Raw genomic sequence first — 13440 nt, forward strand, 5'->3', positions numbered from 1 at the left:
CAATATTAATCAGGTAACAAGGCTATAACTTCGGGCTCTTATTATCATAAAGATCTTATAAACATATAAATGAAGAAACAAGTGAAAGTACTGGCATTAGCTGGTATTATGGTGCTTGGTTTAGCTGGTATTGATTCAGCACAAGCACAAAAAAAACCGAAAAAGGGCACAACTAGCCCTGCAACCCCGGCAGCAGCTGCTGCGGCACCCAAAAAAGAAGGAATTAAACCCTACTCAGAGGTCATTACATCAAAAGCCAGAACCACTAACGGATTATTCAAAACACACAAAGTGGATGATAAATGGTATTTCGAAATACCAGATTCAATTATCAACCGTGAAATGCTGGTAGTTACGCGATTGGCAAAAGCGCCTGTGGGTATTAAAGTAGGCAACCAGCAATACGGTGGTGAAGAATTAAACGAGCAGGTTTGGAAATGGGAACGTAGAGGGAAACAGGTTTACATCCGCGTACCAAGTTATGCTACAAAGGCAGATTCGACTAGCGATATGTACGAGTCGGTGCAAAACTCTAATTTGGCGCAGATTCTTGCAAGCTTCGAAATCAAGGCATACAATAAAGATACTACGGGTATCGTAATCGATGTAACTGACTTTTATAACGGCGATATTATGGCGATTGGTGCTACCGATCAAATCCGCAAAGCTTACAAAGTGATTACTTATGATGCCACTCGTTCTTATATCGATACCGTAAAAACCTTTCCGATAAATATCGAAGTTAAAACGGCTAAAACTTATCGTGCTGCAGAATCTCCAACTGATAACAGCAACGGAGCGGTAACTTTCGAATTTAATACTTCGATGTTATTGTTGCCGAAAATCCCTGTGAAAGCTAGAATTATGGATAGTCGGGTGGGCTACTTCGGTCAATCTCAAATTGACTACGGTACCGATGCACAAAAGGCAGAACGTACGGCTTACATTCACCGTTGGAATTTGGTTCCAAAAGATACAGCGGCTTATAAAAGAGGCGAATTGGTGGAGCCTGTTAAACCCATCATCATTTATATCGATCCGGCTACGCCGAAAAAATGGGTTCCATTTTTAATTCAGGGAATTAACGATTGGCAAGTGGCTTTTGAAGCGGCAGGTTTCAAAAACGCTATTTTTGGTAAACAAGCGCCTACACCTCAAGAAGATCCGCAGTTTAGTGTAGAAGACTCGCGGTATTCGGTAGTCCGTTACTTTGCTTCTGATATTCCAAACGCATACGGACCGCATGTAAGCGATCCGCGTACGGGCCAAATTTTAGAAACACACATTGGTTGGTATCACAACGTGATGAGTTTATTACGCAACTGGTACTTCGTTCAAACGGCAGCCATTAACCCTGAAGTTCGTAAAGCTAAGTTTTCTGATGCGCAAATGGGAGAATTAATCCGCTTCGTTTCGTCGCACGAAATTGGCCATACACTAGGTTTGCCACATAACTTCGGTTCTAGTTACGCTTACCCGGTAGATTCGTTACGTTCGAAAGCGTTTACCGATAAGCATGGAACAGCACCTTCTATTATGGATTATGCCCGTTTCAATTATATTGCTCAACCTGGAGATGGTGTAACCAAAATGCATCCACAAATTGGTGAATATGATAAATGGTCAATTAAATGGGGTTACTCCTGGATTCCAGGAAACAAAACTGCCCAGCAGGAAAAGGAAATCTTAAACCAATGGACTTTAAAAAATGCGGGTAACCCGCTTTATTTTTATGGTAGACAAGGTACATCGCTAGATCCTCGTTTGCAAAGCGAAGATTTGGGTGATAATGCGATGAAAGCAAGTACTTATGGCATTGCAAACTTAAAACGCATTCTTCCAAACGTAGAAAAATGGACCTACCAAAAAGGTAAAGACTACAGCGATTTGAAAGAAATCTATACTGAAATTGTTGGTCAATATAACCGCTACATGGGCCACGTACTTACCAATGTTGGTGGGATGAGCGAAAACTTTAAAACCTATGATCAAACTGGTCCGGTCTATAGTTACTTATCAAAAGCAAAACAAAAAGAAGCTGTTTCATTTTTTAATCAACAATTGTTTACTACCCCGCTTTGGTTAATTAACAATGATCAATTGAGTAAATTTGATAACGGTACACTTTTAAATAGAATCAAAGCAGTGCAGGCCAACACTTTGGTTAATCTTTTAGCGGCACCACGAATTGCCCGTTTATTAGATAACGAAACTAAAAACGGCACTGCAAAAGCTTACACCTTGCCTGAGTTATTTAAGGATATTAAAACTTCTGTTTTCGCCGCAGGCAGACCAGATGCGTTTAAACGTAATCTACAAAGAGCATATGTAGATCGTTTAGGCTATTTAATGACAACTGAATCGGAATTGCCTGCAGGTTTCCCAGTTGAAGCTGCTGCAAGTTATGGGTTAACGCCAATCAATGTGAGTTTATCAGATATTCGACCTTTAGTGAGAGCAGAATTAAAAGCTTTACAGGCTACAACAAAAGCCCGTTCGGTAGCTGGAGATGCTATTGCAAAGGCGCATTACGATGATCTGACTGTTCGAATTAAAGATATTTTAGATCCGAAGAAATAAATAGATGGGTTGGAGTGTTAAAATGTTTAAAAGTTGGAAGGTTTCAAGCCGATCATCTGAACACTTAATTATTCAAACCATTCCTAAATTTAAAAACGGAGTAAGCCCATTAAGGTTTACTCCCTTTTTTTTAATTTTATAGCAAATCCTAAATCCATGCTTAAAAAATTATTTTCTCTCATCCTGATCACATCGATTGCATTTTTTACTTACGCACAAAATGTAGATTCGGCAACAGTTGTTAAAACCAAATGGCAAAGAACACGTGTTGACAAACAGGTTCGATTGTTTCGTCATCATTTTGATCAAAAAAACCTCTTTGCAGCAAATGAAAATATTTCATTTCTGGAGATTAAAAATACAGGAAGAAAAGCCGTTTTTGCTTTAGGTGCTGAAGAAAGGGAATTGATTACCACCAGTAATTTTGGTATTCGTGATACCGCGATTGCAGCTGTGAACGGAAATTTTTTCGATGTGAAAAACGGAGGTTCAGTAGATTTTGTTAAAGTGAAGGGTAACATTATCAACACCAATCGTTTGGATAAAGAAGGGAATAGGGCAAGGCATCAGCAAGCAGCTGTGGTGATTGATAACGGGAAAATTTCAATTAAAAAATGGGATGGAACAGCAGGCTGGGAAACAAAATTAATGGAACAAAACATCATGCTCAACGGACCGTTATTAACTTACAATGATGTTGATGAGCTTTTAGATACGACCTCGTTTACCCGTCTGCGCCACCCACGTACCTGTTTGGGTGTTAAGCCGAACGGAAGAATAATTTTGTTAACAGTAGATGGGCGTAACGAAAAATCGGCCGGCATGAGTTTGCATGAGTTAGGTAAACTGATGAAATGGTTGGGCTGCGAAAGTGCCATCAATTTTGACGGTGGAGGATCTACAACTTTATGGGTAGCTGGAATGCCTGATAGCGGTGTGATAAATTATCCAACTGATAATAAGAAGTGGGACCATGAAGGGCAGCGTAAGGTAGCCAACGTGGTTTTAGTAAAAAAGAAATAGTTATTTTAGCCTTTACATGATTAAAAATACGATACAAGTCTTTTTTTTAATATTGTTACTCTCTGCTTGTAGCAATAAAAACAAAAAAAATGATGCCAGCTTGAGGGATTTTGAATTTGCGCCCGTAAAGGGAATTCGTTATGAGGAAGTAAAACGCCGTTTTAGTAATGGGTTATCGTTTAATGAGCAAGGATTTATGCAAAAACCTTCCTGGATTATTGAGGTAGTTTCTGAAGATACGATGTCGGCCTGGAGCCCGCAAAAACAGCGTATGCAAAACTTTTACCTGCAATACGATCATGGCAATGTGTACAACTTCGCAGAAGAATTTTTCAAAGTAAAACACATCAGTAAAGATAGTTTGGTATTCCAACGCGTGCAGGTAGATGGAAAGGAAATAGCTGATGATATTCGATCGGATGTAAACATGACTTTTTATGCGCAGAATTACATCAAAAATAAGCTTAAAACCACCCCGGAAATTCTGCAACGACCTACAAAGGCAGATACAATTTATATCGAAAAAAGAGCTGCAGAAGTAAACCGCACCGATACAACTGCATTCGCGGCTACAGAGCCGGTTCAGTTTCTGCCCAAAAGTAAAATCGTTAAAGTAGAAAAGTTTAGCAGCGTGGATAAATTACAAAAGAGGACTTCTGCTTATGATTATATTTTTCCGAGATATCGGATAGAGGTCAATCGGGCTTATAAGGATTTTGCTTATGAGTGTTTGGCAGTGGTGGATTATACCGGAACACTAAAAATTTTGTCGGTAAACGGGGTGCTACCCGAAGCTGCAGAACCTAAGAAAAGAATGATGCAGGGCGTGGCAGATATCTACATCAGAAATCTGTTTGATGTGGCTCCGGGAACAACGCTTGGAATTCCGCACAATAGCGAAATTACGGTGATGATTGTTGGGAAGGCAATTAAAAAGCCTTAGTAATCTGCTGTTTACAAAATTTTAACGTTAAAAAAATGTTAAAATTTATTTTGATTTTAAAAATTAAAACTTACCTTGCAGACTTAATTTTAATATTTAATACAATGCAAGAAGGCACAGTAAAATTCTTCAATGTAACTAAAGGTTTTGGCTTTATCGTACCTGCGAATGGCGATAGCGAAATTTTTGTTCATTCAACAGGTCTTATCGACGAAATCCGTGAAAACGACAAAGTACAGTACGAAGTTGCTAACGGTAAAAAAGGCTTAAATGCCGTTAATGTGAAAGTAATTTAATTAACTATCATATTTACATTGAAGCCCCGATTGCATAAATCGGGGCTTTTTTTATTTTGAAAATTTAGGATTTCTCTCTGACTAATCTCCATTATGACGAATTACTTCAATATCCCTGGTTTGAGCAATTCTGGCCCTGACCACTGGCAAACACATTTCGAAAATTCGGGCAATAATTTTTGTCGGATTAACCAGGAAGAATGGGATGCGCCGGCTTCGAAAGACTGGATTGAAAAAATTGAATCAACGCTATCAGAATACGATTTATCTACAGTGATTTTGATCGGACATAGCCTCGGTTGTACTGCCATTGCCAATTGGGCCAAGAAATATAAAAAAGTAATTAAAGGAGCTTTGCTGGTTGCACCGAGCGATCTTGAGGCTCCACGCTACAATTTCCCAACGGTAGGTTTCGATCGTGTTCCGTTAGATAAAATAAATTTCAAAACCATTGTGGTGGCCAGTTCAAATGATGAATGGGTAAGCCTGGAAAGGGCTCAGTTTTTTGCGGCGCATTGGGCAAGCGAATTTATCAATATCGGAGAAGCGGGTCATATCAATGCGGTTTCTGGCTTTGGCGAATGGCCCGAAGGACTAGAAATTTTGAAAAGATTAGCCTAACGGAGCTCTCGCAGATTTATACAGATCCAGCCAGCATATTGCTGCGTAGAACATTCGATTTCTGCGAAGCAGATTTATTTATGAGTCATCTTTTTCCTCAACAAATAATCTATAAAAATCAACCCGATAACTAAATCAGCAAAGAGAAAAATATAAAGTACTGTTGGACTGATGTACTTCTCCCAGTTAAAATCAGCATTTAATTTCAAGTCGAAGTCAGTAGTTTTAAAATCTAGGTTAAAAAGGGCATAGCCAAAAAGCGCCACCAAAGATAAAATAAAGAACCCCCCAATGCCGTAAATAATACGGGTGTTCACTTTCGTTTTTAAGGCAACCGGAGACGGCGCTAAGGATATACTTTCGATCACATTTCTGGTAAACGACATCGAAGGTTCGTCAAGCTCAATTTTACCAAAAGCTATATTCAAACTTAATAATTCTTCATATTGAAGTTTGATTTCGGCATTTGTTCTAATTTTTTCTTCGATCGATTTTTCTTCGGTAGCATCCAAATTCCCATCAATGTAATCCCAAAGCTGTTGTTCTATTGTGTTCATAGTAACTCCTTTACCTCATCATGTAACAAATATTGTAATTTTTCTTTTAGCCTTTGCCTCGCCCGATGCAATTTCACTTTGATTGTATTGGCCTCCATATGTAAAGCTTCGCCAATCTCCTCCAGACTTTGTTCTCCCTGGTAAAACATCGTTATAATTGCCGCGTCATCTGGCAACAGCAACTGTATGGCCTGGTTCAAAAATTTATGACTGTCTTGCTTTTCGTATCCATTTGAATTGAAGCTCGAGATATGGTTTTCCAATTGCAAAAAAGTTTCTTCATCGTTAATCGAAGAAGTGTCCAATCGCTTTTTGCGCAAGAAAGTCATGGTTGTTGTATAAGTAATGGTGTACAGCCAGGTGCTAAATTTTGCTGTTTGCTTAAAGGTTCCCAGTGCTTTATAGGCTTTAATAAAACAATCTTGGGCAATTTCTTCTGCATCTTCCCTGTTTTTTGCAAATCGTAAAGCAAGCGTAAACACAAATCGTTGATACCGTTTTACCAACAAAGCATATTGAGCAGAATCTCCGTTCAACACATTTTGAATCAGCACCAAATCTGTAAGTGTTTGCTCCATATTTGAATGTAAGACTACATTCATGATGGCGAGGTTACAGGGATTAGAAAAAGTTATGAGTTATCAGTTGCCAGTTACCGGTTATGTGTTACGGGTTGCAAGTTGGGCGCAATGGCTATCGTTTATAAAAGTCTTTGCATACAGCCTTGTAACTTTTAACATTCAAACCTCAACGCATAGCCACTCAACTATGTATCCAGCCCCTTAACATTCAACTCTCAACGCCTAACGACCCAGGTATACACCCAGCCTTTTAACTTTTAACATTCAACTTTGAACGCATAACCACCCAGCCCGGTAACCTTTAACAGGTAACCCGTACCCACTTAGTGCGATGCAAAAAACTTCAACCCTGCGATAGATCCAATTAAGGTACAAATGAAGAATATCCGCCAGAAGGTTGCAGGCTCATTGAAATAAATAATGCCGATAAGTACCGTTCCAACAGCGCCGATCCCAGTCCACACGGCATATGCGGTACCCATAGGTAGCGTTTGAGTGGCCTTATTAAGTAAAACAAAACTTAAAGAAATACAAACGAAAAAAGCGATACTCCATTTAATATTCGAGAAATTATTAGAGAGCTTTAGGCAGGTAGTAAAGCCAACTTCGAAAAGGCCGGCAATAATTAAAATGATCCAGTTCATAACGTAATGATTGTTTCGGCAAAAGTACAATACCTTGCTTCGCCCACATTTTACAAATGTTAAAAAATAGATTTATTTGCAGGCCGATCTAATTCTGCTTAAGGTAACCTGCGTTACGCCTAAATAAGAAGCAATATATTTCAAGGCTACTCTTTTAATCAGATTTGGAGATTGAACAATAAAATCCCGATATCTTTCTTTGGCATCTTTAAACGACCGGTCGATTAATCTTTTCTCGGTGGCAATTAATTCTCTTTCAGCAATTTTTCTACCCCAATTAGCAAGCGCTAAATGTTGGTTATAAAGCTCAAATAAATCGTGGAGATGAATTTGATATAAAACCGAATCCTCTAAAAGTTCGATATTTTCATAGCCAGGTTTATTGTTAATGTAACTATTATACGAAAGCAACACATCACCAGCTTGCCCAAACCAGAAAGTGATTTGTTGGTTTTCCCCATCAGAATATGCTCTGGCAATTCCAGTTTCTAAAATGTAAAAATAAGGTTCAACTTTTTCTGCGTGGATTAAAATAGTGCCTTTTTTATGATTGACTACCTTGAAATAATTAGCCAGCAAGGATAAAGCATCATCGCCTAGTACACTAAATAATTTGATATTTTTTAATTTCTCTTGCAAATCGTGAAGTAATTAAATAAAGCTATAATTTTTTTTGGGCAAGCCTGTAACCTGATTAAAATTTATGTAGTCATAATGCACAGAACACGGTTCAGTAAAAGATAAATAAATTATTAACATTTAAAATACAACACCATGCTAGGTATATTAGTTCCAATTTCACTTTTTTTAGGCGCATTCGCGATGATATTCGGAATCCGCTATTTATCAAACAAAGAAAAAATGGCCATGATCGAAAGAGGAATCGATCCAGGCGTACAACGAGCCACCCCAAAACCATTTTTGAGTTTAAAATTTGGTTTGCTTTTTATGGGTTTAGGTGTAGGATTATTAGTTGCTTTATTTACCGTTAGAGGCGTTTTCGGCAGCGATATGACAAATGGTGAAATCAGCCAGTCGGTGGCCGTTTATTTTGGCTGCATCGGAATCTTCGGCGGCTTAGGTTTAATCATTTCATACGTCATCGAGAAGAAATGGTTAGATCAGGAAGCTTCTAAGTAATTTATTGCTAAAAGTTTTTCTCCCGCAGATACGCTGAATTTTGCAAATTTTGTTCTGCGTGAATCTGTGAGATCAGCGGGAGCTTTTTTTTGAATATTTTCTTGATCTTCTACGCATATTTTTCTCCCGCAGATTACGCTGACGTTCACAGATTTTTTTCTGCAAGAATCCACGAGAAATTATTATCAATCTGTTTATAGCAAACATAAATTGCATCTTTTGCAAACGGTTCGCCTAATAATTACCTACAGGAAACTGATTAACTAAGTTGGTTTATTTATTACCGCAACAGTGAGTCTGCTGATACAGCTCATTTTGCCGCGATCGTTAAAAAGCTTAATATCCCAAATATGGGTTTTGGCACCAATATGAATGGGCGTACACATACCTTTAACCAAACCGCTTTTTACAGGGCGCAAGTGATTTGCATTTACCTCTAACCCCACGGCAACGTACTTTTCAGGATCAATAAGCATGTAAGATGCGATACTTCCTAATGTTTCTGCCAAAACAACCGATGCTCCACCATGTAAAATTCCTGCAGGCTGGTGTGTGCGTTCATCAACAGGCATCGTCCCCTCGATAAAATCATCACCAATTTTGGTAAATTCGATACCCAACAATGCACCAATATGGTTTTTTGGTCGGCCATTCAGTTCCTCAACGGTAAAATCTCTAAACCACTTCATAACGTTCTGCTAAAACTCCAACATGATGAATAATATGACCGGCAGCTATAAATAAGATCGATTTTACACTGATTTCTCTGGTTGAGGCAATTCCCTTTCTGTTCAATTCTGTATCGTTTAAGCTTTTGAAAAAGTAAAGGTTCGCTTTTCTTAAAGCAGAAAACTCTTCGATCATGTCTTCATAGTTGCGTTCATCGAAGCGGGCATTTGCTACGTATTCATCTTCGTCAAAACCCGGTAATTGCTGCGCTTCATTTCTGGCGAAAGCGGTCATCCGGTAAACAAAAATCCTTTCGCAATCTATAATATGGCCAAGCATTTCTTTTACCGTCCACTTGCCATCGGCGTAAGCAAAATTTTCGTTGTTTTTATTTCTTTCGAACAAAGCTGGTATGGTGAAAACCTGTTCTTCTAAAACGTCAATAATATCGCCATTCACTTTGCTGATATAGGTTTCGCCCCAGGCAGGGTATTCGTTAGGTTGTGGTCGGTTCATATCTTAAGCTGCTTTTTAAAATAATTCTGAAGGTTGTTCCTTTGCCGAGCTCAGATTCTTTTACAAAAATTTCGCCGCTATGGTAATTCTCAACAATCCTTTTAGTAAGTGATAAACCAAGTCCCCAGCCACGTTTACGAGTGGTATAACCCGGTTGGAAAACGGCATCAAATTTCGACCGTGGAATACCTTTTCCACTATCCGTAACATCGATAAAAACCTGTTCTTTTGCCAGGTTCTCGATTATATTTACCGAAATCGATCCTTCATTTTCAATGGCATTAGCTGCATTTTTCAAGAGGTTTTCAATCACCCAATCAAACAGTGGCACATTCAATAAGGCTCTTACCTGTTCGTCGCCGGTAATACTAAATTTCACTTTATCGGATGTCCTGACTTTGAAATACCTGATAAAGTCGCTGATTACGATGTAAACAGTATGATCCTCCAGTATAGGTTTCGATCCAATCTTAGAGAAACGGTCGGTAATAATTTCCAGTCGTTTGATATCATTTTCCATCTCAGCAATGAGCGGGTCGTCTTCTGCATCAAATTTGGATTTCATTAATTCGACCCATGCCATGAGCGAGGATATGGGGGTGCCGAGCTGGTGAGCAGTTTCCTTTGCTAAGCCTACCCAAACATGATCTTGCTCGTCTTTTCGGGCAGAGCTAAAGGCGGTATAAGCGGTTAACAGGAAAAGAAAAATTACACCCATTTGGATGTAAGGGAAATATCGAAGCTGTGTGAGGATAAATGAATCTTTGTAGTAAACCAACTTTTTGTCTCCAAAAATATTCATGGTCTCTGGCTTATGCTGACGTTTCATTTGAGCCAATTGTCTTACAAAATATAAACTATCGTAAACCAGTTTATCATTACCAGGATAAAAGGTTTTGGTGCTATCAAGTCCGAAATAAGCAGAGATAAAATCAGCAGAATCGGCTACGATCACAGGTAATTTATTATTGTTTCTTACGCTTTCCACAACAACTCTAAAGTCATCATTATCCATGAGTAACATTGACCGCTCAGTAACCTTCACCCAAAGTTGAAACTGATTTGCTTCCTCACGTTCCATTTTTTTCACAAAAGAATCGGTGTAAAACACTGAAGCAATGCCGATTAGAATGGCAAATATGAGGAGGAAAAACTTCCAGCGGCGTTTCTTTTGATAAGGGTTCATGCTTTAGATGGGCAAATTACAATAACAAAACGAAAAATTCGCAAAAACTGTATCTTTGTACCGTCATGCGTTTTGCGTATGGCGATAAGCGTTTGAACCGCTAATCGCTTAACGCCAACCGCTCAACAAGCCAATGATGGATAAGAAAGTTAGAGTTAGATTTGCCCCAAGCCCAACCGGAGGACTGCATTTAGGCGGTGTACGTACGGCGTTGTTTAATTATTTGTTCGCAAAAAAGAATCATGGAACCTTCGTGCTTCGGGTAGAAGATACCGATCAGAATCGTTTTGTAGAAGGTGCAGAACAGTATATCGTTGATTGTTTAAACTGGTGTGGCATTGCTCCAGATGAAAGTCCGCAGAATCCTGGAGTTTATGGACCTTACCGCCAGAGCGAGCGCAAACCAAGCTATAGAAAGTTTGCCGAACAATTAATTAGCGATGGCTATGCCTATTACGCCTTTGATACTCCTGAAGAACTGGAGGCGAAACGGAAAGAGCTTCTAAACTTCCAATATGGGCAGGCTACCCGGATGCAAATGCGCAATTCATTAACCTTAACCATTAGTGAGGTTGAAGATCTATTGGCTTCAAAAACGCCTCATGTGATTAGACTAAAAGTGCCTGAAGATGAAATTGTTCATTTTAATGATTTAATTCGGGGTGATGTAAGTTTTGAAACTTCATTGGTTGATGATAAAGTTTTATTAAAAGCAGATGGTATGCCGACGTATCATTTGGCGGTTGTGGTAGATGATAAAGCGATGGAAATTTCTCACGCTTTTCGTGGCGAAGAATGGTTACCATCGGCACCAATTCATATTTTGCTGTGGAAATATTTAGGTTGGGAAGCTGATATGCCAGCTTGGGCCCATTTACCTTTAATCCTTAAGCCAGATGGACATGGAAAATTAAGCAAACGCGATGGCGACCGTTTAGGTTTCCCGGTGTATGCTATGAACTGGACGGACCCTAAAACTGGCGATGTAACCAAAGGTTTTAAAGAGATGGGTTTCCTGCCAGAGGCTTTCGTTAATATGCTGGCTTTATTAGGCTGGAATGACGGCACAGATCAGGAGCTTTTCTCGTTAAAAGAATTGGAAGAAAAATTTTCGATAGAGAGAATAAGTAAAGCAGGAGCGAAGTTCGATTTCGAAAAGGCCAAATGGTACAATCACGAATGGATCAAGCAGTCGCCTGTGGCCAGTTTACAGTTACCAGTTAAAGCTGAGCTGCAAAAAGCGGGCATTGAAGTTCAGGATGATCATTTTTTAAATACGATTATCGATTTAATTAAAGATCGTTGTACACTGTTGCCTGATTTTGTGGCGCAAAGCGGATATTTTTTTGCTGCCCCGAGCCAATACGATGAGCAAGCAGTTAAACCAAAATGGACTCCAGAAAAAGCTGAATTCTTTAATGCTTTTGCAGAAAAACTGGCTTTAACTGATGCTGCTAGTGAAGAAGTAGCTTTTAAAGCATTGGCTGAAGAAAAAGGTTTTAAGCCTGGCGAACTGATGTTGCCATTCCGTGTAATGTTGGTTGGTGGTAAGTTTGGTCCTGGTGTTTTTGATATTGCTGTACTGTTGGGTGTAGAAGAAACTAAGGCTAGAATTGCAAAAGCAATTGCAGTGTTTAGTAACTAGATTAAAAGATACGATGTGTAAGCCAGGGAGAAATTTCTGGCTTTTTTATTCCATCAAAACCTAAAAGAATAAATCAGGAAAATAATTTCTACTTTAGTCTAACAATTAACTATGGTTTAAGGTTATTCATAAAATCAAAAATTTAAAAATATGCAGTGGTTCGGAAAAGGTAGCAGCAACATGGAAGATGGTAGAAGCGGAGGTGGTGGTAAAACCATTCTTGGCGGAGGTATCGGTATCGTTGTAGTTATACTCGGTTTAATTTTCGGGAAGGACTTAAGTGGTGTAGTGAGCCAGCTTCCAACTTCACAAGGTACAGAAGAAGTTAAGCAAGGCGTTCCGGCAAATGATCCACAGGCGGTTTTCGTTTCTGGCGTGTTAGAATCTACCGAGCAGGTATGGGATAAAGAATTTCAGGCCATGGGAAAACAATACGAATATCCAAAGCTGAGGTTGTTTAGAGATGGCGTTCAAACTGCATGTGGAAATGCAAGTTCGAACGTGGGTCCGTTTTACTGCCCCGGCGATCAGAAAGTGTACATCGATTTATCATTTTATGATGATTTAAAAAACCGTTTTGGTGCTGCTGGCGATTTCGCTCAAGCTTATGTAATTGCACATGAGGTTGGCCATCACGTTCAAAATTTGCTGGGCATTTCTGCAAAGCTTGATGAAGCCCGCGGTCAGGTTAGCGAGAAAGAATATAACCGTTTATCAGTAAAATTAGAATTACAGGCCGATTTCTTTGCTGGATTATGGGCACATCATGCTCAAAACCTTAAAGATTTTAAGCTTGAAGAAGGTGATATTGAAGAAGCCCTTACAGCAGCAAATGCTATCGGCGACGATAAATTACAGAAGCAAGCCACTGGAGATGTTCAGCCAGATTCTTTTACTCATGGTACTTCACAACAACGTATGTTTTGGTTTAAAAAAGGTTTCGAAACAGGCGATTTTAACCAGGGCGATACTTTTAATCAGCTCTAGAGGTTATTGATAAAGGAAAGTTTAATAGCTGAAATTATTGGCCCACCTAAAC

The 13440-nt window shown here is 39.2% G+C and carries 15 protein-coding genes; 8 read left to right on the plus strand and 7 right to left on the minus strand.

The features are described from left to right. Positions 1–69: 69 nt before the first annotated feature. The 5 genes from AC3ITD_RS19330 (at position 70) to AC3ITD_RS19350 (ending at position 5463) form a co-directional block, all read left to right on the plus strand. Positions 70–2580 carry a zinc-dependent metalloprotease gene (locus tag AC3ITD_RS19330; RefSeq protein WP_265797246.1) on the plus strand — a complete coding sequence of 837 codons (2511 nt, stop codon included), beginning with the start codon at positions 70–72 and terminating at the stop codon, positions 2578–2580. 156 nt (positions 2581–2736) lie between these two features. Then, complete coding sequence (locus tag AC3ITD_RS19335; RefSeq protein WP_489362224.1) at positions 2737–3603, plus strand: phosphodiester glycosidase family protein; 867 nt, start codon at positions 2737–2739, stop codon at positions 3601–3603. 100 nt (positions 3604–3703) lie between these two features. Next, a complete protein-coding gene (locus AC3ITD_RS19340; protein WP_265797248.1) occupies positions 3704–4546 on the plus strand; it encodes a hypothetical protein in 843 nt (280 codons plus the stop codon). A 104-nt stretch (positions 4547–4650) separates the two neighbouring features. Next, positions 4651–4842 (plus strand): cold-shock protein, encoded by a 192-nt coding sequence (locus AC3ITD_RS19345; protein ID WP_025141747.1) that lies wholly within the window; start codon positions 4651–4653, stop codon positions 4840–4842. Positions 4843–4935: 93 nt separating this feature from the next. Continuing rightward, positions 4936–5463: an RBBP9/YdeN family alpha/beta hydrolase gene (locus AC3ITD_RS19350; protein WP_489362227.1), complete on the plus strand. Its 528-nt coding sequence runs from the start codon at positions 4936–4938 to the stop codon at positions 5461–5463. A gap of 74 nt (positions 5464–5537) precedes the next feature. Here the strand turns inward: AC3ITD_RS19350 and AC3ITD_RS19355 are convergent, their stop codons facing one another. From AC3ITD_RS19355 to AC3ITD_RS19370, 4 genes are all read right to left on the minus strand, one after another. Continuing rightward, positions 5538–6020, minus strand: coding sequence for a hypothetical protein (locus AC3ITD_RS19355; protein ID WP_489362229.1), 483 nt, complete (start codon positions 6018–6020; stop codon positions 5538–5540). Further along, positions 6017–6622: an RNA polymerase sigma factor gene (locus tag AC3ITD_RS19360; protein WP_489362231.1), complete on the minus strand. Its 606-nt coding sequence runs from the start codon at positions 6620–6622 to the stop codon at positions 6017–6019. Before AC3ITD_RS19360 ends, AC3ITD_RS19355 begins: the two co-directional genes overlap by 4 nt. A 302-nt stretch (positions 6623–6924) precedes the next feature. Further along, on the minus strand, positions 6925–7245 hold the full coding sequence (locus AC3ITD_RS19365) for a DMT family transporter (RefSeq protein WP_489362233.1): 321 nt from the start codon (positions 7243–7245) through the stop codon (positions 6925–6927). A 72-nt stretch (positions 7246–7317) separates the two neighbouring features. After that, a complete protein-coding gene (locus AC3ITD_RS19370) occupies positions 7318–7884 on the minus strand; it encodes a Crp/Fnr family transcriptional regulator (protein WP_489362235.1) in 567 nt (188 codons plus the stop codon). Between the two features lie 135 nt (positions 7885–8019). On the opposite strand from AC3ITD_RS19370, the gene AC3ITD_RS19375 reads away from it, so the two are divergent. Beyond that, a complete protein-coding gene (locus tag AC3ITD_RS19375; RefSeq protein ID WP_489362237.1) occupies positions 8020–8385 on the plus strand; it encodes a DUF6249 domain-containing protein in 366 nt (121 codons plus the stop codon). Between the two features lie 263 nt (positions 8386–8648). On the opposite strand, the gene AC3ITD_RS19380 is transcribed toward AC3ITD_RS19375, so the two are convergent. The 3 genes from AC3ITD_RS19380 to AC3ITD_RS19390 are packed head-to-tail and all read right to left on the minus strand — an operon-like array spanning position 8649 to position 10756. Then, complete coding sequence (locus AC3ITD_RS19380; RefSeq protein WP_489362239.1) at positions 8649–9074, minus strand: hotdog fold thioesterase; 426 nt, start codon at positions 9072–9074, stop codon at positions 8649–8651. Next, entirely contained in the window at positions 9061–9570 is a 510-nt protein-coding gene (locus tag AC3ITD_RS19385; RefSeq protein ID WP_265797255.1) for a DinB family protein, read from the minus strand. Before AC3ITD_RS19385 ends, AC3ITD_RS19380 begins: the two co-directional genes overlap by 14 nt. Then, positions 9551–10756, minus strand: a complete 1206-nt coding sequence (locus AC3ITD_RS19390) for a sensor histidine kinase (protein ID WP_265797256.1) — start codon at positions 10754–10756, stop codon at positions 9551–9553. The genes AC3ITD_RS19385 and AC3ITD_RS19390 overlap by 20 nt, the downstream gene beginning before the upstream one ends. Before the next feature lie 136 nt (positions 10757–10892). On the opposite strand from AC3ITD_RS19390, the gene gltX reads away from it, so the two are divergent. Beyond that, positions 10893–12401, plus strand: coding sequence for a glutamate--tRNA ligase (gltX, locus tag AC3ITD_RS19395; protein WP_265797257.1), 1509 nt, complete (start codon positions 10893–10895; stop codon positions 12399–12401). Between the two features lie 150 nt (positions 12402–12551). Continuing rightward, the gene (gene ypfJ, locus AC3ITD_RS19400) at positions 12552–13388 is read left to right on the plus strand and encodes a KPN_02809 family neutral zinc metallopeptidase (protein ID WP_265797258.1); all 837 of its coding nucleotides are present in this window, start codon (positions 12552–12554) and stop codon (positions 13386–13388) included. Positions 13389–13440 lie beyond the last annotated feature (52 nt).

The sequence above is a fragment of the Pedobacter sp. KH_004 genome (assembly GCF_057840755.1).